Source organism: Staphylococcus sp. TE8 (assembly GCF_000692055.1).
Lineage (GTDB): Bacteria > Bacillota > Bacilli > Staphylococcales > Staphylococcaceae > Staphylococcus > Staphylococcus capitis.
In genome coordinates this window covers 1-18,387 of sequence record NZ_JMGB01000007.1, presented here as the reverse complement: position 1 = coordinate 18,387, position 18,387 = coordinate 1, and the positions used below count along the sequence as shown (strand labels likewise).

General features: G+C 27.7%; 24 protein-coding genes and 2 pseudogenes. 17 read left to right on the top strand and 9 right to left on the bottom strand.

All coding sequences use genetic code 11. The features are described 5' to 3' along the window. Nucleotides 1–1,080, top strand: a 1,080-nt coding sequence (locus CM54_RS12180) for an ABC transporter permease (RefSeq protein ID WP_037551500.1), incomplete at its 5' end; no start/stop codon positions are given. A 440-nt stretch (nt 1,081–1,520) separates the two neighbouring features. Here the strand turns inward: CM54_RS12180 and CM54_RS12175 are convergent. Continuing rightward, on the bottom strand, nt 1,521–2,129 hold the full coding sequence (locus CM54_RS12175; RefSeq protein WP_037551498.1) for a recombinase family protein: 609 nt from the start codon (nt 2,127–2,129) through the stop codon (nt 1,521–1,523). A 317-nt stretch (nt 2,130–2,446) separates the two neighbouring features. Between CM54_RS12175 and CM54_RS12235 the strand changes: the two genes are divergently transcribed. Together CM54_RS12235 and CM54_RS12165 are read left to right on the top strand one after the other, a co-directional pair. Continuing rightward, complete coding sequence (locus CM54_RS12235; protein ID WP_051600363.1) at nt 2,447–2,878, top strand: hypothetical protein; 432 nt, start codon at nt 2,447–2,449, stop codon at nt 2,876–2,878. A gap of 122 nt (nt 2,879–3,000) precedes the next feature. Beyond that, nucleotides 3,001–3,330 (top strand): hypothetical protein, encoded by a 330-nt coding sequence (locus tag CM54_RS12165; protein WP_037551496.1) that lies wholly within the window; start codon nt 3,001–3,003, stop codon nt 3,328–3,330. 139 nt (nt 3,331–3,469) lie between these two features. On the opposite strand, the gene CM54_RS12705 is transcribed toward CM54_RS12165, so the two are convergent. From CM54_RS12705 to CM54_RS12155, 3 genes are all read right to left on the bottom strand, one after another. After that, a complete protein-coding gene (locus CM54_RS12705; protein WP_016931270.1) occupies nt 3,470–3,562 on the bottom strand; it encodes a type I toxin-antitoxin system Fst family toxin in 93 nt (30 codons plus the stop codon). Between the two features lie 101 nt (nt 3,563–3,663). Beyond that, the gene (locus CM54_RS12160) at nt 3,664–4,476 is read right to left on the bottom strand and encodes a hypothetical protein (RefSeq protein WP_037551494.1); all 813 of its coding nucleotides are present in this window, start codon (nt 4,474–4,476) and stop codon (nt 3,664–3,666) included. A gap of 48 nt (nt 4,477–4,524) precedes the next feature. Beyond that, on the bottom strand, nt 4,525–5,820 hold the full coding sequence (locus CM54_RS12155; RefSeq protein ID WP_037551491.1) for a helix-turn-helix domain-containing protein: 1,296 nt from the start codon (nt 5,818–5,820) through the stop codon (nt 4,525–4,527). Nucleotides 5,821–6,009: 189 nt separating this feature from the next. Here CM54_RS12155 and CM54_RS12150 point away from each other — a divergent pair, with 189 nt between their 5' ends. The 4 genes from CM54_RS12150 to CM54_RS12135 all read left to right on the top strand — a co-directional run bounded on the left by CM54_RS12150 (nt 6,010) and on the right by CM54_RS12135 (nt 8,689). After that, entirely contained in the window at nt 6,010–6,330 is a 321-nt protein-coding gene (locus CM54_RS12150; protein ID WP_037551488.1) for a hypothetical protein, read from the top strand. After that, the gene (locus CM54_RS12145) at nt 6,330–7,406 is read left to right on the top strand and encodes a cell division protein FtsK (protein ID WP_037551486.1); all 1,077 of its coding nucleotides are present in this window, start codon (nt 6,330–6,332) and stop codon (nt 7,404–7,406) included. The genes CM54_RS12150 and CM54_RS12145 overlap by 1 nt, the downstream gene beginning before the upstream one ends. A 17-nt stretch (nt 7,407–7,423) precedes the next feature. Continuing rightward, on the top strand, nt 7,424–7,999 hold the full coding sequence (locus tag CM54_RS12140) for a hypothetical protein (protein ID WP_231469498.1): 576 nt from the start codon (nt 7,424–7,426) through the stop codon (nt 7,997–7,999). 120 nt (nt 8,000–8,119) lie between these two features. Then, the gene (locus CM54_RS12135; RefSeq protein WP_037551484.1) at nt 8,120–8,689 is read left to right on the top strand and encodes a replication protein; all 570 of its coding nucleotides are present in this window, start codon (nt 8,120–8,122) and stop codon (nt 8,687–8,689) included. Here CM54_RS12135 and CM54_RS12130 read toward each other — a convergent pair. Then, nucleotides 8,680–9,615, bottom strand: a complete 936-nt coding sequence (locus tag CM54_RS12130) for a replication initiator protein A (protein WP_037551482.1) — start codon at nt 9,613–9,615, stop codon at nt 8,680–8,682. The two genes, CM54_RS12135 and CM54_RS12130, sit on opposite strands and share 10 nt — an antisense overlap. Nucleotides 9,616–10,068: 453 nt before the next feature. Here CM54_RS12130 and CM54_RS12125 point away from each other — a divergent pair, with 453 nt between their 5' ends. The 4 genes and pseudogenes from CM54_RS12125 to CM54_RS12110 all read left to right on the top strand — a co-directional run. Then, complete coding sequence (locus CM54_RS12125) at nt 10,069–10,863, top strand: ParA family protein (RefSeq protein ID WP_037551480.1); 795 nt, start codon at nt 10,069–10,071, stop codon at nt 10,861–10,863. A gap of 4 nt (nt 10,864–10,867) precedes the next feature. After that, complete coding sequence (locus tag CM54_RS12120; protein ID WP_037551479.1) at nt 10,868–11,068, top strand: CopG family transcriptional regulator; 201 nt, start codon at nt 10,868–10,870, stop codon at nt 11,066–11,068. 473 nt (nt 11,069–11,541) lie between these two features. Further along, nucleotides 11,542–11,763 (top strand): helix-turn-helix domain-containing protein, encoded by a 222-nt coding sequence (locus CM54_RS13180; RefSeq protein WP_082243245.1) that lies wholly within the window; start codon nt 11,542–11,544, stop codon nt 11,761–11,763. Between the two features lie 64 nt (nt 11,764–11,827). After that, nucleotides 11,828–12,379 (top strand): annotated as a pseudogene (locus CM54_RS12110) (IS3 family transposase); the annotation flags it as partial. A gap of 192 nt (nt 12,380–12,571) precedes the next feature. Here the strand turns inward: CM54_RS12110 and CM54_RS12105 are convergent. Next, entirely contained in the window at nt 12,572–12,766 is a 195-nt protein-coding gene (locus CM54_RS12105) for a hypothetical protein (protein WP_037551476.1), read from the bottom strand. Nucleotides 12,767–12,962: 196 nt separating this feature from the next. On the opposite strand from CM54_RS12105, the gene CM54_RS12100 reads away from it, so the two are divergent. From CM54_RS12100 to CM54_RS12090, 3 genes are all read left to right on the top strand, one after another. Beyond that, nucleotides 12,963–13,451 carry a PH domain-containing protein gene (locus CM54_RS12100; protein ID WP_037551473.1) on the top strand — a complete coding sequence of 163 codons (489 nt, stop codon included), beginning with the start codon at nt 12,963–12,965 and terminating at the stop codon, nt 13,449–13,451. A gap of 7 nt (nt 13,452–13,458) precedes the next feature. Beyond that, nucleotides 13,459–14,865 carry a PH domain-containing protein gene (locus CM54_RS12095; protein WP_037551472.1) on the top strand — a complete coding sequence of 469 codons (1,407 nt, stop codon included), beginning with the start codon at nt 13,459–13,461 and terminating at the stop codon, nt 14,863–14,865. 85 nt (nt 14,866–14,950) lie between these two features. Next, the gene (locus tag CM54_RS12090; RefSeq protein ID WP_037551471.1) at nt 14,951–15,106 is read left to right on the top strand and encodes an aureocin A53 family class IId bacteriocin; all 156 of its coding nucleotides are present in this window, start codon (nt 14,951–14,953) and stop codon (nt 15,104–15,106) included. A gap of 44 nt (nt 15,107–15,150) precedes the next feature. On the opposite strand, the gene CM54_RS12085 is transcribed toward CM54_RS12090, so the two are convergent. The 3 genes from CM54_RS12085 to CM54_RS12075 all read right to left on the bottom strand — a co-directional run bounded on the left by CM54_RS12085 (nt 15,151) and on the right by CM54_RS12075 (nt 16,376). Continuing rightward, the gene (locus CM54_RS12085; RefSeq protein ID WP_037551470.1) at nt 15,151–15,441 is read right to left on the bottom strand and encodes a hypothetical protein; all 291 of its coding nucleotides are present in this window, start codon (nt 15,439–15,441) and stop codon (nt 15,151–15,153) included. 3 nt (nt 15,442–15,444) lie between these two features. Then, entirely contained in the window at nt 15,445–15,720 is a 276-nt protein-coding gene (locus tag CM54_RS12080) for a DUF2089 family protein (protein ID WP_037551467.1), read from the bottom strand. Nucleotides 15,721–15,806: 86 nt separating this feature from the next. Then, nucleotides 15,807–16,376, bottom strand: coding sequence for a hypothetical protein (locus CM54_RS12075; RefSeq protein WP_037551464.1), 570 nt, complete (start codon nt 16,374–16,376; stop codon nt 15,807–15,809). 94 nt (nt 16,377–16,470) lie between these two features. Between CM54_RS12075 and CM54_RS12070 the strand changes: the two genes are divergently transcribed. The 3 genes and pseudogenes from CM54_RS12070 to CM54_RS12700 all read left to right on the top strand — a co-directional run. Beyond that, on the top strand, nt 16,471–17,589 hold the full coding sequence (locus CM54_RS12070) for an efflux RND transporter periplasmic adaptor subunit (protein ID WP_037551463.1): 1,119 nt from the start codon (nt 16,471–16,473) through the stop codon (nt 17,587–17,589). Next, entirely contained in the window at nt 17,586–18,272 is a 687-nt protein-coding gene (locus CM54_RS12065; RefSeq protein ID WP_037551462.1) for an ABC transporter ATP-binding protein, read from the top strand. Before CM54_RS12070 ends, CM54_RS12065 begins: the two co-directional genes overlap by 4 nt. Further along, nucleotides 18,265–18,387: pseudogene (locus CM54_RS12700) on the top strand (ABC transporter permease); the annotation flags it as partial. The gene CM54_RS12065 and the pseudogene CM54_RS12700, both read left to right, overlap by 8 nt.

The window sequence follows — 18,387 nt, the reverse complement described above, 5'->3', positions numbered from 1 at the left end:
CTCGGTAATGGTTTTAAAAAGACAACGAATGAACAATTTGATGATGCAGGTGCAAGTAAAAATCAGACTTCTATCTCATATATGACAGAAGATATGGAAGCGCCAAAAGATAATCCATTTAAACAAGAAGATATCCGTGCTGTAGAACAAGTTAAAGGAGTAAAAAAAGCTAAAATAAAAGAAAATAAAGATAGTACTTATTCAGCTAAGATTACAAATATACATGGGAGTGGTGATGTAGAGTTGAAAAAAGTGGGTCGTGTGTCGAATGTTGATCACGGCCATGGTTTCACAAAAGACGACAATGACACACAAGAAAAGATTGTTGTCATAGATAGTAAAGTTGCGAAAAAAGTCTTCAGTGGTGCAAGTAATGCAGTAGGAAAATCCATTTATATCAATGGAGAAGGCTTTAAAGTCGTTGGTGTTGGTGATGCCAGTAGTCAAGATACTAGTGGAATGCCGCTAGAAACTGTTGTTCAAATGCCAACTAAAACAGCTAATCATTATATGAATAATTTATCTCAAGGTTCACCACAGCTCCAAATAACAGTAAATGACGGAGAAAACAAAAAAGATGTTGGTAAAAAAGTAGAAAAGGAACTGAATAAAAAAGGATCAGGGGTTTCTGATGGGCAATATAGTCTTTCTGATAACGAAGAATTGATGAAAGGCTTCTTGAAAATAGTTGATATGATTACATATTTTGTAGCAGCTGTCGCAGGTATCTCATTATTTATCGCCGGTATTGGTGTCATGAATGTCATGTACATTTCTGTGACCGAACGTACGGAAGAAATTGCGATACGTCGTGCGTTTGGTGCCAAAGGCCGAGATATTGAAATTCAATTCTTAGTTGAAAGTGTTGTACTTTGTCTGTTTGGAGGTATTATTGGATTAATATTAGGAATTATGATCTCAGTATTTATTAATTTAGTGACACCTGATACAGTAAAAACCTCAGTTAGTGTTGGTTCAATTATATTAGCATTTGGTGTATCAACATTAATTGGAATAATTTTTGGATGGATTCCAGCACGATCAGCTTCTAAAAAAGAATTAATTGATATTATTAAATAGATAAAACAAAGATACTCTTTTCTTTTTGTATAGTTATTTTTACTTTATTGAAATATATCTTTGTTGTACAGTTAAAGTAACGATTAATACTATTGAAAGGATGTTAATGTATGAAATATTTAAAAAAAGCAATAAATTCTATTCATATTGGAAGTGGTCCAGATTGGATAATAGAAAAATTAAAAAAATCATAATTTAAGTGATTTAAACTTTCTATCAAATAGAATTGATTATTCAATTTATATAAGTTAAGCAACTAAATTTTGCTTAACTTATTTTTTGTTTTCTTATAAAACTTGAAAGCAAAGGTATAAGACTATGCAAATAATTATAATTTCACAGCCATAATAAACATTATTGATATAAATATCTTATAATAGGTTATTAACATACATTTTTAAATGCTAGCAGAAAATCTCCTTTGCGTCGAAAAGAGTTTATTAAACCATATTATTATCTTGTTTAATTCTATAAACAGTCTGCCTTGTTATATTCACTTCTTTCGCAATTTTACTAATTGCCTTTCCTTCTTCTAACATTTCCACAACTCGATTATAAATAATGCGTTTTTGAGGATCCTTTGCATTCGCTGAATAAAGTAATGGGCGTCCTTTATATACACCTTTTTCTTTAGCTACTTTAATCCCTTGTTCTTGTCGACGTTTGCTTTCATTTTTTTCTTGTTCTGAAACCATCGCTAATATTTGAATGATTAAGTCTTTCATAAATTTATCTAATAAGGGATTTCCGATAACTTCATTCATCATAGGTAAACTAGTAATCATCAACTGAACTTCTTTGTCTTTTAAATAGTTAACTGTGTTGATTACTTCATCATAATTACGTCCTAAACGATCAATTGATTCCACTACAAACCGGTCTCCCATTCTTACAAAATTAAGAGCTTCTTGAAATACAGGTCTATTTTCTACCGATTTTCCCGATTGTTTCTCTGTAAATATTTTCTCTACGCCAAATGTTTTCAATGTATCTAGCTGTCTTTCTAAATTCTGATCTATCGAAGATACTCTTGCATAACCTATAATCATTCATCTTCCCTCCACAATTAATATACACCCTAAACATACATTTGAATTGCTATAAATTCAACAACTTTATTTGTATGATTAGGGTGTACCCTACACGAACAAAAAATAAAAGACAAATCAAATTATTTAGCTAATTTGATTTGTCTTTTATTAATATATATGTTATAATTAAGAGTGATAATTTTATATTATTTAGTTCTATGACAAACTATCACGACTATATATTGTATTTTTTATCGCAAATATTATAATACATCATATAAGTTGAAATGTAAAGTGAAATTTTCACAGTCAAATAACTTATAAGGAAGATAAATATGAAAATAGAAGAAGCACTATTTATGCACGATGGTTCATCAGAACACATGGAGATTAAGGATATAAAAAATCATGAAAACTTTGTATCAATTAAAAACCATTTATACTGTGCAACTCCGGGATGTGAATGTCCATTAATTTATGCTAATGGTCAAAATCCTTATTTAAGAACTTTTCCAAAACAAAATCATAGTACAAATTGCCCATATTCTTTACAAAGAATTGAAGCCAAAAAAAGAAAAGAAACAGAAAAAGTTGTAAAAAGAGGCCTGTCCGGTGAAGAGATTCAAACGAAGCACAAATATGCTTTTGCTAAATATTTTGGCCCTTCGAAAAAAAGAACAATAATAAACAAAATAAAAATAACACAAGTAATACCATTACTTCTAATAGCGAAACTGAAAAAACAGTACCCACTTCTCCAACTTTAGATAATGTTGAAACTACCAACAGGTCTAAGACAAAATCTATACAAACTAATCATTTAAGTATAAATGAAATAGATGATAAAAATATAGGTAAAGTAGTTAATATAGTCGGTACTGTATCATATGTGAATTATGATACTAAAAAATCTGCATTCGTTTTAAAGTTAGAAAACTATGATAATTATGAAATTACTTTCCCTGAATCATATTTAGCATCTACTTCTAATCAAGATGCATTAAAAAAATCATTTGTTGGTATTTCTAAATTGGCAAAAAAGAAAACAGTAGTTTGTTGTATAACTACATATTTACAAAAATCGAATGGTAAATACCAACTCCCGATTTACAATATCGCTAGCTTATCTTTCGGAATTTTAGAAAATGAACAAAAAACACCCTCACCTTTAATTCCATTAAAATTAATGGAGAAGGTATCAAGACAAAAACTTATTTAATCTTACAATATATTAAATTTTGCATTCCTACCCACTATGGTGTTATAATATATTCAACAAATATTAGACTCATGAATCACCGAACCCCCAATCTACAGCCATAGATTGGGGGTTCTTTTGATGGTGAGGCTCTGTCGCCCTATTTATTGCGATTGTTTAGCCAAAACGTAAAGATCGCAACTATACACCCTGATATTATGGGTGCAATTATGCTAACAAATATTAAACTCATGATTTCACCTCCTTCCGCCGAAAATATCGCCGGAAGTTAAGGCGACTTCATCATTATACCATCTGTGATTTGTTAAGCATATCCACTTCCGATAAGTAACTTTATGTAATGTTTTTAAATTTATATTTTTCTTCTGATTGCGATTTAGTGTCACTAATTTTCGCAACTTTATCTTTTTTATTTTCTTTTATAATATTTGATTGTAATTTGCTTATGATAATGCATCCCACTAGACAAAATAAATTATTAGATATTATCAACGCGTACAGCGTTAACTCACTAGTAATATATTTATAAGGAAGATTATCAAAAGCTTTATATATATAAATGCCATTAAAAAGAAGAAATAATAAAACGATTAACATTAAATATCCTGTACTTTTAGGACAAATATGTCTCATTCTCATAAAACTGCTTTTCTTATATAAATATACATATTCATAATATGAATTAGCCTCTTTATCTTGATAATAGTATTTATCACATTGATACTTCTGATGATATGAGGATCTCTTCATTTTATCTAATTGATGTACCTCAGTTACTTTATTTAACATGATTAAATCTTTGAAAAAGTTATGATTTTTACTTTTTTTTTCGAATACTTCTCCTTCTATATTTTTAAAAATAGTAAAATTATTTATTAATGTACAAAGTGATATACAAATTCCTAAAATAAATATACCAAACAAAATATCACTAATAATAAACGTCAAAAGACGAAACTTAGAAATCTTTTCTACTATTAAAAGTATATAATACGAATATATAAGAACAATTGCCATACAATAGAGCGCTATTAATGAATAAAAAGAGTAAGCATCCATTTTTTTACTATCAAAATAATGTGTAAAATATCGTCTTATAAATGTTAAAACGATTGGTAATACAAATGTTGCTAATACTTTTGTCAATATAATTTTCTCCTTGATTTTAATTAGAAAATTATTTATCAATGCATGTTACCTAATGTGAGTATAAATTCCATATAACTCTTTATCGTTTATTTTATCAATCACATTTAGCAAGTCTTCTTTTTGATCTTCATCAAAATACTTTTCTGCATAACTTTCTAACTTTTTTATATTCTCTTTGGTAACAATTTCATCTATAACAGCAAAATCTTGCTCTAACGTTTTATTGATTGATTCAATGCTCATATTAAAATATTCTTTTAAATCTTTTAAGATTTCTCTAGAATCTGGATCATAATAATGTTTGCGTGTGACTTTTAATTTATGTATTTCATTAAAAAATGAAGATGCAATTGAATTATCACTTTTAATTTTTATACTTACTTCTACATTCTCCATTAGTTCTTCTACTTGTTTATCATGGGAACAATAATAAAATAACATATCAGTAAAATTTATTAAGTTTTTATGTAATACATATTCTTTTTCCTGATTTTCCATTTCAATTTTTAGACTTGGTAAAAACATGTGTAAAAAATCGTCATTTGTAAATTTATAACCATAAAAAGCTACATTACTATGATATCCTACCAATTCTTTTAAATTTTGCAAATTTTCATTTGATGGGAAATCTACACCCTTCCTCCAACTATCAATTTGCCTTTTACTGACATTTAAATGATGTTGAAGCCATTGTTCTCCTACAGATGTTATTTTATGAGTTACATCAAAATGTTCTTCACGAGGTACATTTCTACAAAACTCTTCTACTTGTCTTCTAACCAAATTATCTGGAAATAGAGGTGATTGACAAATATCTATACTTTCATATCTTGATGTTTCATCGATAAACTCTATTAAGTTATTAATATTGTCTATAAAATTTTGCTTGTACTTATTTTTCAGTTCCCTACCTATCTTAGGTTTACCATCAATATGTTTGTATTGCATATTTGGGTCTATAAAAGCATCAAACACGCCAAATTCTAAAAACGGTTCCAATGCTTCTTGTGCTCTAGGATTATTTTCATGAAGATTTATTATTTCTTTTTCTGTTTCTCCATCAGTTGTCATTTCTTGTAAATATAAATGAACTTTTTCACAAAACTCTATAATAGGAGATTGAAATTCCTTATATGAAAAATCCGTACCAATTAAATGCACTGAATAATCTCTTAATTTTTTAAGATTATTTCGTTTAGGAACGCTATTACCATTTCTCCAATCAGATAAACTGTGCTTACTAATGCCAGATTGTTTTGATACTTCTTCCATATTAATACCCATCTTATTAAGTGCTCTTAAAAAGTCTTCTATACTTTTATGAAATTCTTGATTTTTCAAATTATCCCCTCTTCTTTGTTCATTTTTTCACAATATTTCATTTTTTCTTCTTTTTCCCCATAATCTAATTTTCAACATGATAGTCTTGAATTATGTCAGATAAATACTTTGATATCTGCATTATAACATTCATTATAGTGCGCACTAAAATAATGAATCATTCAATTTATAAGTAAAGGTGTGTTTCACATGAAAATTCAAGCCAATTTCAAAAAAGGTGGCTATTCAACTGAAATAGCTTCCAATTATATTGATAATAAAAAACCTATTTATAGCTTAAGTACAGATCTTTATCCGCAACAACGCTTTGAAAATAACAAACCGACCGGTGAAATCATTGCGTATAAAGCTTGGTTTGTTCAAGAAGGTTTACCCCCCTTCACAGTTAAATTTGAAAATGAAGTGACATTACCGAATTATATGAGCGTTATCACTTTTGATAATCTAGAAGCTTGTGAAATCCGTTATGATGTTTACTTCAAAGCTTCAGATCTGAAGGAGGTTAAATAATGACAGCCAAAGAACTCGAACAATATCTCCTACAAAGCTTAAATATGGCATTGGGATCCATGATGCAAGGCGAAACCAGTTATACTAATAGTTTTACCTGCAAGGTTACGGAAGAAGGTTTTTACTTTCTTCCTCGACTGCCTGCAGGCTACATTATTGATGATGACTTATATCAAAAAATATTTCTCATTGCGAGTGCAGCTTTATATCCTAAGTTCACATTGTTAAAACAAAGTTCTGCGTATTTCGTTCCTATGGACACAGATGATATTCACACTCAACGTGCATTGTTTTTTCCATGGCAACAAGGGATTTCTGAACGCTTAGTGATTACAGATTTAGATCAATTCACTTCTACACTAACACATCAAAAAATTCCGGTCATGAAACAATTAACTTTAAATTATCAAAACATCACATCCATAGCGATCGCTGGTAATTCAGGTAGTGGTAAGTCGTATATGCTGACATACTTATTAAGTGTACTAAAACCCATATCTGAACTCATTATTGTTGATCCCAAGTTTGATACACCGAGTCGATGGGCACGTATCCATGATATTGCTGTGATTCATCCACATCAAAATCGATCTAAATCTGATTTTTTATCTGAGATTAATGAAAACTTAAGTCATTGCCTTCAGGTTATTCAACAGCGTCAAACAATGCTTTATGACGATCCAGACTATCAGTTTGATCATCTAACCATTGTGATTGATGAAGTGCTCGCTTTAGCTGAAGGTGTCAATAAAGCTATTAAAGACGCATTCTTTTCATTGCTATCTCAAATTGCTTTATTAGGGCGTGCAACCAAAGTTCATTTATTATTGGTGTCTCAACGGTTTGATCATCAAACAATTCCAGTTTCTGTTAGAGAACAACTCAATGTGCTGATTCAAATCGGTAATATTAATAAAAAAACAACACAATTTTTATTCCCAGATTTAGACCCTGAAGGTATTGTGATACCTATTGGTAAAGGGACGGGATTGATTCAAGTGATTGATAGTGAATCCCCCTATCAAGTCTCACCTCTGTTATGTCCGACTTACTATACAAAGGCTGGTGTATTGTGATGAGGAAAACCTACTTCATGCGTGTGTATGATATTATCATTTACTTGTTTCTATTTGCTATTTTGACAGTGATGTTTAGTAAACTCTTTGACCTATTGAACATAGCTATATCTCAAATCGATATGCAAAATGTCACACACTATATCACAATCATTTCAAACGGTTTATATCAACTTGCATTTTACTTGTTAGGATTAGCGTTGATATTAATTGTTATCGATTTAATGATTCGTTTATTGAAAGACCAACTCACCAATCATATTAAATCCGTTTATCACACGATAGTTTTACGACATTATCTTAAACAAGATATCGACACAACATCATCAAAAGATTGGCAACAAACAGGCGAAACTAAAACAAACGCTGTCGAACGCTATTTTAATAAAGTCGTGGGAAAGTCACTTGTTGATGTTCGTCAAAATGAAGTATGTGTAGCGATTAAAATTCCTCGCAAGCAGCAGGCACATGAAATATTAAAGTCTATTGAACCTCAGATTTATGAAGAAATCACCCATTTGCATCCCGAGTATTACTTTTCCACATCTCAACGTCATCATCGTTATCAATGGTTGATTGGTCACAAACGTTGAGTTAACAACGCGCTGTGGTTCACGTAGTGAAAAACACAAGCGCGTTGTTAACTCCGTGCCATGGGGTTACTACGACCCCCATGGCATCATTAATCAGTAATCACAGAAAGGATGTCCATGATGACGAAAGATAAACGTTCGAATAAGTGGGCTTTTTTAATATATGAAGAAAGCACACCATCTAATTATCAAGATATTTTGGAACAGATGCATATTCCTTATATTTTAAGCCCGTGGCACAATCAAGATATAGATCAATCAACGGGATTAATCAAAAAATCACATAAACATGGTGCTTTATTCTTTGATTCTTTAAAAAGTTATTCTCAAGTCTCTGAATTACTTCAACAACACTTAAATACACCGAGCCATATTGAAATTATTATGTCTCCTAAGGGTATGTTTGATTATTTTATTCATGCCTCTAATTCAGATAAAACGTCTTATGATATCAACGATATTGAAAGTGGTTGTGGTTTTGACTTAAACCAATTTTTATTAGATCAAGGTCAGTCCGAAGTGTTTAATAACATTATTGATATAATTGAAGGTCAAAATTTTATAGAATTTCAAGATCTAGTGATGTATGCGCGACAACATCATTCATCTTATTTAAATGTGATTATTCAACGAACGTATTTTTTTGCGAAATATTTAGATTCAAGACGACATGCGTCCAATCATAAATAGTAGGATGTGTCGAATATATGGTTTTGTGGCGCGTTTTGACGGCGCATATTTAAGGAATGCATTTCTTCGAGTTCTGTTTTAATTGAACGCATTAAATAACCTTGCATGGCTTCGACACTTTCGCTTTTTTGAATTAATGTTGCTTTAAACCGTTTGAGAACATTAATTATTTCAAATTCAATGTCTTCTAACATGTATATTGTATTCTTTTCATTATTAAATGATGACTTAGCTTTAAGTATGACACTTTTAATAATTTGTATCTCACGCACTTCAAAGTTATTTAAATAGGTTTGAAGTTGATCTGGAATTTCTTGAAGTAAATGGTATTTTAAAGCATTATTATCAAATTCATTAGATTGATGATTTGTATGATTAGAATGAGATGCATTTTTACTAATTACATTTAAACTATCATTCATATCACTCATATCACTATTTTCAGTTTCTTTATAATTAGTATCATTAATATCAGTATCATTAGACTTACAATTTGTTAGTTCTTGAACTATATTTTTGTTAGTTCTTGAACTAACAAATTGTGTGTTCTGGAACTTACAATTTGTTAGTTCCTTGTCATAATTGGGTTCTAGAAGGTATATTTTATTAGGTTTATTTAACCCTTGTCTTTCATTTACAATTAAATTGAATTTTTCTAGTTCTTTTTTTAATTTGATAATTTTAGGTTCTCCATATTGTAAAATGGAACATAACTGCTTATTTGTATATAGTAGATATATATTATTTTCTTCATCAATCCAGTTATTAATTTTGGATAATTCAAAACGATCTTTTAATAAAGCATACATAACTTTTGCTTCGGTTGTCATTTTAGAAAAATAATCATCTTCAAATAAAAATTTTGGAAGCTGATAAAAACGAGATGTTTCGAATTTACTAGCAGAAATTTTTTTAAATTTTGACATAATATAAACCTCTTCCTATTTCGTATTTGGATAGAGGTAATAAAACGCATTATTATTTTTAATAGTATCTCATTCTTGAAGTCATATTGTTTATACTATATAATTATATGTACTTATTATATAAACAACGCATCATTTAGAGCATATATGTTAGCGTTTATTACCTAAAGCGTTTAATCGGTCCAAGGATTAAACGCTTTTTAATTTTGTTAAAAGCTAAGTTAATAGTAACAAAGTAAACAGTAAGAAACAATAAATTCTGTAACTTCACAACCGTAACATGTTACATGTAACAGAGGTATACAAGTTAATTAAATAACGCAAGTAATGAGGATATAGTATATAAAAATTGAAAAAAGAAAAAATTATTAGTAACATGTTACATGTAACAGAGTTATACAAGTTAATTAAATAACGCAAGTAATGAGGATATAGTATATAGGAGGTATTACTTTGAGTATAATAACGGTTGGAAATTTTAAAGGTGGTGTAGGTAAAACTACAGTAGCCACTTTAATTTCTTATATTGCATCTGAAAACTATGATAAAAAAGTACTTTTAATAGACTTTGATCCGCAGGGAAATGCAACTCAAATTATGAAAAGAACTTATCCAGAATTTGAAGAAGAAAAGATTTCATTTATAGATATGTTAAAAAATGGGAATATAGAGCAAAGTATCGTGAGACTAACTTCTAAATTATCATTATTACCTGCAGATTCATCTTTGGCTAATTTATCCGATATGATTTCAAAGACAGATATTTTAAAGAAAAGGTATATTTTGAAAAATTTGGTTGAAAAAATAAAATATATTTATAATTTCGACTATATATTTATTGATGTACCACCTACTATTAACTCTGATTTCACTAATAATGCTGTTTATGCAAGTGATTATATTTTAATGGTATTTCAAACACAACAATCTGCTTATGAAAGTAGTCTTTCATTTGTTAATTTTTTAAGGGATAGAAAAAAAGAATCAGACTTATCGTTTGAATTAGTTGGCGCTGTTCCAGTATTAATTAAAAAAAGTGGACGAGTAGACAAGAAAATATTAGATATGTCTAAATCAGCATTTTCTGAGGCATTATTTGAAAATCAAATATATCAAAGAGAAAGAATAAAAAAATTTGCTGCTGATGGAATAAAAGATAAAGATATGCATGATAAAAAAGTTATATATATGTTTAATAAGGTTTACGAAGAATTAGTTAATAGAATTAGATTAATTGAGGGTGAGTGATATTATGGCAGGGTTTTTAGATGACATCGATACATCTGAGGTAAAATATACGGAAAATTATAAACCGGTATCTAAAAGTACAACTATTAGAGTAGATACTGATATCAAGAAAAGACTAAATCAAATGGCATTAGATAAAGATACATCAATAAAAGCCATAGTTGATGAAGTGTTAAGGGAATTTTTAGAAAACAGTAAGTATTAGCAAAAAAAGAAAATATATGAAAATAAAAATAACAACAAAAAAGAATATTACAATCATAGTGATAAAGCAAAAGAAGACTCGTAAATCAATTTGAAAAATGAAGAAACATTGAGACTTAAAAATAGTGAATAAAAAAGATAGAAATTTTAAAATAATCTAATAAAGACTCTAAAACCTAAAAGGTATTTTGCTACGTTTTTTTAGTAATCAATCTATAAAATTCATATTTGAAATATATAATCTTTAAACAATATTAATATAAAAGCACTTTTAAAATTACAATAATTTTGATATATTAAATTTGAATATATATAAAGGAGGTTAATAAAATGAAAGATGTAGCAGATGGTTTGAAGGCTGGATATCAAGGTATTGTTAATTGGGCAAAGAAGAAAGGTCGTAAATAAATTTAAAATGCTGAGAATATAATTTTCTCGAAAAAATTGAAAAAAGGCAATTTCTATAGAAAAGTGATGTGCACCCCAAAAGTTGGACTAAAATCTAACTTTATGTGGTGCATTTTTATGGGTAAACATTATAAATTTGAAATCAAGTTAAAAATAGTTCAGGAATATTTAAATAGTAGTTTAGGATATGAGAGAGTAACTAAAAAATATAATCTATCTCATCATTCTATGCTTCAAAGATGGGTTAACCAGTATTTGGAATTGGGCCCTGAAGGATTAAAAAAATGAAAAATAGGTCATATACTAGAGATTTTAAAGTATCTGTTTTAAGATTTAGACAAGAAAATACAATTCTTATAGAGGCACAATAGGTAAAGTAGCTAGAAATATATTAAAACGTCGTTTTAATACAGATAGACCTTATCAAAAAGTGGTTACAGACATTACAGAATTTAAATTACTCGGTGGAACAAAGGCATATTTGTCACCTTTTATAGATTTATATAGTTTGGAAATCTTAAGTTGTCGTATATCAAAGCGTCCTACTATAGATATTGTTATTGAACCTTTAAATGAATTACTAACAATGAGACCTCAACTTTTTTATCGAATGACAATTCATTCAGATCAAGGATGGCATTATCAAAATAGAAACTATATTGAGTCATTAAAAGAACATGATGTATTTCAAAGTATGTCTAGAAAGGGGAATTGCCTAGATAATGATTCAATGGAAAACTTCTTTGTGTTATTAAAACAAGAAATGTATTATGGACAATCATTTGAAACATTCCAAGAATTAGAACAATCAATTCATAAATATATCAATTTTTATAACAATACAAGAATTAAAGTAAAATTAAAAGGCTTGTCTCCTACACAATATAGGAAACAAACCTTTGAAATCGTATACTATACCAAAGTACAACTTTTGGGGTTCAGTACAAAGTGTAGAAATTGCCTTTTTTTATAATATTTAAATAATCGATATACTATCTTGTTTATAGTAAGTGTCATTAATATTGATACAGATCAGGAGACATTGTATTTTTTGTTTTAGAAAATTTTTGCCGTGTATGTTGAAATAAGAATTGCCTTATTTATTTTCTTTATCAGCTTTTTCTGATCTAGTTAATATATCTGTTAAAAATCCCCAAACTGCAAAAATAATGACAAATAATAAAGAGTATAGTGGAGTAATAAAATTTGTTGTAAGTACAAAAATTCCAAAAACAATAACAAACAAGGTTAATAATAAATAAGAAATATTTCTTATTTTAGATTTTTCCATATTCTTCCAACCTTTCTTTTTAAAATAATTATAACTATTTTTTATTTTACCATAAATATTATTATAATTCATATTGCAGTATGCCATTGAAAATTTTAAAATGTAAACTGATGGATATCTAAAAATATTTCTAATTAAAGCATGTATATTTATTTAAATATCTACATACAAATATAAAAATAGAGGATAAAATTTTATGGAGAATTTTAAAAAAAATACAAAATGGCATAGAGTAGATAAAAATATTAAGAAAGTATGGACTATTTCATATATATTAGGTTATACAATTGTTTTAATGTTTTTCTGTTTCTTATTAATATTAAGTAATATTTACAAATGGAATTCAACTATAAATATAATAAATATAATAATAATATTTATCATTATTATATTTATGATTGTTGAATATATATATATAAAAATTTATAAATACAATATTTATAAATTTAAAATTACTAATAGTCATGTCCTTATTCAAAAAAAGGGATGGTTTAACTTTATTGAAAAAACAGTCCCTATAGAGAAGATATATTATATTGATATATATGAAGGTCCAATATTAAAACGTTATAATTTATGCACATTAAAATTCGGGACTATAGCGTATACTCATGAAATAGAAGGTATAAATATTAATCAAGTAAATTCTTATAAAAAACAGATCTATAAAGACGATATGAGGTGAGTATATTTTGGAAAATTTACATTTTATAAGAATACACGTTATATGGATTTTTACTGAATTTTTTAAAATAGTAAGAAACTCTATAGCCTTATATTTCTTTTTATTGTATTTGTTTAATAAATGGATTAGTTTAAATAATATGATAATATACATAGTGGTATTATTTGTATTCGTATATTCTATGATTACTAGTCTATTGTATTGGAAAAATTTTAAAATATATCCTTTGAAAAATAAAATAGAGATACATAAAGGGTCATATTTCAAAAAAATAACATATTTAAATTATGATAACGTAACGGGAGTTAATGAAAAAAGGAATATTTTAGAAAAAATATTAAAACTAAATTCTGTTATCATAAAAGTAAATTCTATAGATCAAGATGAAAGTATTATTATACCATCGATAAGTTTTAAAGATACTGCTAAAATTAAAAAATCATTAAAAATAAATGAAAAAAAATCAAAATATAAAAAAGAAAATGTTTATTTTGAAACTAATGTTTCAGATATAATGAAGAATTCTTTGTCCTCATTTAATATAATTCTTTTTATGCTTTTTTTATACTCTTTATATAGTACTATAAGTGACTATTTGGACGTCGATTGGATTGTTCTTTATACAAAAAAAATTATATTTTATAACAATATATCTATGGTTATAAGTTTAATAGTATTAGTACTTCTTTCTTATGTATATACAGCCACTAAATCATTACTCAAATATTCAAATTTCAAATTATTAAATTATGATAAATACTTAATAACTGATTATGGGGTTACTTTAAAAAAAAATATTTCTATAGAAAAAAATTCGATAAGTGCAATTATGATAAAGTCATCACTTCTTCAAAATTTATTAAATTTTGAAGAAGTTAAAGTAATAAGTATGAATCCTGAGAATGAAAAAAAGGACAAAGAGATAATATTACCAATAATCAAGAAAGAAACTAGCAAAAAACATTTAGAAAAAATTCTAAATTACAATATAAAATTTTTACCTTTTTATAAGAATGAGACAAAAATAATACTTTTAAAACTGATAAGAAAAACTATCGTTTTATTGTTATTTTTATCAATCGATTATTTTATCAATAATTTATATTTGAGTATATTAATCTATATGTTATGTATATATATATTATTAAAACAAGTGATATCTGTTTTCCTTACCACTTATTCTTTTTCGAACAATTTCATAGTAATTAAAAAGCAAGATTTTAATAGAGATATTTTAATAATACCTACTGAAAAAATTGAAGAAATTATAATAAAACAAAGCTTTTTTCAAAGAGCTTTTAATGTTGGCAGTATAGTAATAGTTAATAAAGCAGTACCACCAAGTAAATTTAAAATACTAGATATTAACATCAATCAATTAATAAATTTTAAAAATCAATTAATAAAGCATTGAAAAAATAGTGAAAAAAAGATAGTATTATAGTGTAATGAATACGTATTCATTACACTATAATACTATTGAAAAGGGGCAATTAATAATGGCAGGATTTATGAAGTTAATTCAGTTCTTAGCAACTAAAGGTCAAAAGTATGTTTCACTTGCATGGAAACATAAAGGTACTATTTTAAAATGGATTAACGCCGGTCAAAGTTTTGAATGGATTTATAAACAAATCAAAAAATTATGGTCATAATTTTTGTTTTAATCGAGTATAAGTGGCAGCTTATACTCGATTTTTTAATATTGGTTATCTTTTGCTTTAGTAGTTTCTAGCTCTTGCTCTATTTTTTTCTTGTAACTATAATGCCCATCAACCCAAAAGCTTAACAAAATAGTTAGTCCTAAAGTAAATGGAACATAATCACTTAAAGATAAATTATGATTAGTATGAACTAAAATGAAAATAACGAGAATAGTATAAATGATAGGTACTATAGCCCCAAGCCAAACTTTTTCACGACAAGATAAAATATACCTATGTATAGCTAGTATTATTAAAAATGTCACAATTACTGATATATTTAACATGAATTAGTTCCTTTCTACATCATAAAAATTAATAATTTGATAAGCTACATCTAATGTGATTTTCCCGTCTATTACTAATTGCATAATTTTACTTTTAAAGTTGTTATTTTCTTCTTCTACTAATTGAATTTTTTGTATTAACTTATCAGTTCTCAAACGAATAGTAGGGTAAGATACATTATATTCATTACTTAACTTTTTTAAAGAACCAGAATTCATAACTAACCTTTTAATAAAAACCTTATCTTCATCAGACAATTTTTCTAACCATTCACTCATAACTAGTCCACCCTCAATAAAGTTTATTTTATTTTAACAAAGTTAAACAAAAAAGTAAAGATTAATTTAATATATCTAATTTATTGTTACATGATGGCTTGATTAAGAGAATTGAAGATGAAATTGAATATAACATCTAAAAATATAAAAGTCAGTCCAAGTATTATTGACAATGAGAGTTTAAATTTAGAAACATAATAAAATGATAAAGTTAATAAGTAACCACTTAAAAGCATATAAAAATCTATAGAAGATAATAAAACATTTTTATCATTAAAAATACCTAAACTTAGCAAATCATATTTGTTAGTGTCTATACTGAAAATCAATTGAATAATTGATACTATAATTTTAACTGCAGTTATTATACATACGATAGATACAGAACTTATAAATATTTCTTTATTTTCAACATCAGATTTAAATATTTTAGAAAAAATGAGAATTACTATGTAATAGATAAATAGCATCACTGAAATTGATAATAGGGAAAATATTAATATATATATATAATTAATAGAACTTTTAGAAAAAGTTGATCCTATTATCATTATTCCGATATTTAATAATAAACAAGTAGCTAGTTGAAATAACCATTTGTTTTTTATTTTGTTTTCAGTAAAAATTTCTTTAAAAAACAGGTTTTTGTTTTTCATCATTTAACCCCTTTCAAAATTATAATAATTAAAATATAATTTTAATGTTAACACTTTTATCAATTTAAAAAAAGATATTATATGGAGGTTAAAAATGAAACATAAAAAAAACTTATTTATAGTAATTGGCTTTTTAGTGGTTGTTGTTTGTTTAGCTTTTTATTTTAAAAACCATAAAGATATTAGTCATGATTCTAAATCTAATGGTTATAATATTTATACAATTAAAAATGAAACAGCCATTAGTTTGGAAAGTAAATCTTCTCCTAAATCGGTTAAAACATACAATAACAACAGCCACGTCGGCACATTTCAAAGTCCTGCTGTAGACGATGGTCAAAAGGTTAAACAAGGTGACCGTCTCCTAAGTTATGATACAAATAACAGTAAACGTCAACAACTCGCAAATAAAGTTGATCAAGCACAACAACAAGTGAATGATGATTATCAAAAGATTAATCAAAGTCCAAATAACAATCAATTACAGTCTAAATTGACACAAGACCAAAGTTCACTTAACGAAGCACAACAACAATTATCACAACACGATAAACAAATGAATGACAGTATTTACGCATCATTCGATGGAAAAGTTAACATTAAAAATGGCGAAGATGCTAGTGATGGCCAACCCGTACTACAACTCATATCGGACAATCCACAAATTAAATCAACCGTTACTGAATTTGATGTCGACAAGATTAAAGAAGGTGACAAAGTTGATGTAACCGTAAATAGTAATGGTAAAAAAGGTAAAGGCAAAATCCTTAAAATAGATGAATTACCAACAAGCTATGAAGATAGCACAAGTGGTACTCAAGCAAGTGCAGGTGGCCAAAGTGAAGAAGGAGAAGATAGCACAAGTGCTTCTCAAGCTTCTAATCCAACAGTCAACAATCCATCTGGTGGCAAAGAAGGCGACATATCTAAATATAATGTCATTATTGGTGATTTAGATATCCCTGTACGTTCAGGTTTCTCTGTGGATGCTAAAATCCCTCTAAAAACGAAAAAATTACCAAATAATGTGTTAACTAAAGATAACGATGTTTTCGTCTTAGATAAACATAATAAAGTTCATAAACGGGATATCAAAATTGATCGCAGTAATGGCCAAATTATCGTAAAAAAAGGTCTTAAAACAGGTGATAAAGTCATCAAAAACCCTAAAGGTAATCTAAACGATGGAGAAAAAGTTGAGGTGTCATCATGATTGAATTGAAAAAAATCAATAGACACTTCAAAAATGGTGACGAAACGAATCATATCTTAAAAGATATCGATATTCATATTGATAAAGGGGAATTTATTGCGATTATGGGTCCATCCGGTTCAGGTAAGAGTACACTTATCAATATTTTAGGATATATCGATCGTGGTTATGAAGGTGAATATCTTTTTAATGGCGAGAACTATAAAAAGAGTTCAGATAATAAACTCGCAACGATTCGTAATCATACAGTAGGTTTTGTGTTTCAAAACTTTAAACTAATTCAAAACAATACAATTCTAGAAAATGTTAGTATTCCTTTAATATACAACGGTATGGGTAGTAAAGAACGTAAAGATAGAGTACTGAAGGGATTAGAAGATGTCGGCCTTCATAACAAAGAAGACTTGCTTCCTAATAAACTATCAGGTGGACAACAACAACGTGTAGCCATCGCAAGAGCGATTATTAATGAACCTAAGTTTGTTATTGCCGACGAACCTACAGGAGCGCTCGATTCGAAAACATCAAAAGATATTATGGATTTGTTCGTAACGCTAAATAAAAGAAAAGGTACAACGATGATAATGGTAACACATGATCGTGAGGTCGCTAACAAGGCAGATCGCATTATTCATATTTTGGATGGTCGCGTGAAAGAGGAAGAGGTGTTGACGCATGAGTAACTTTTCTAATATTTTGTCCGTCGCCTTTCGTTCAATTTTAAAAAACAAACGCCGTAATATCTTCACGATGATAGGGATTATTATCGGTATTGCTGCCGTTATCACTATTATGTCA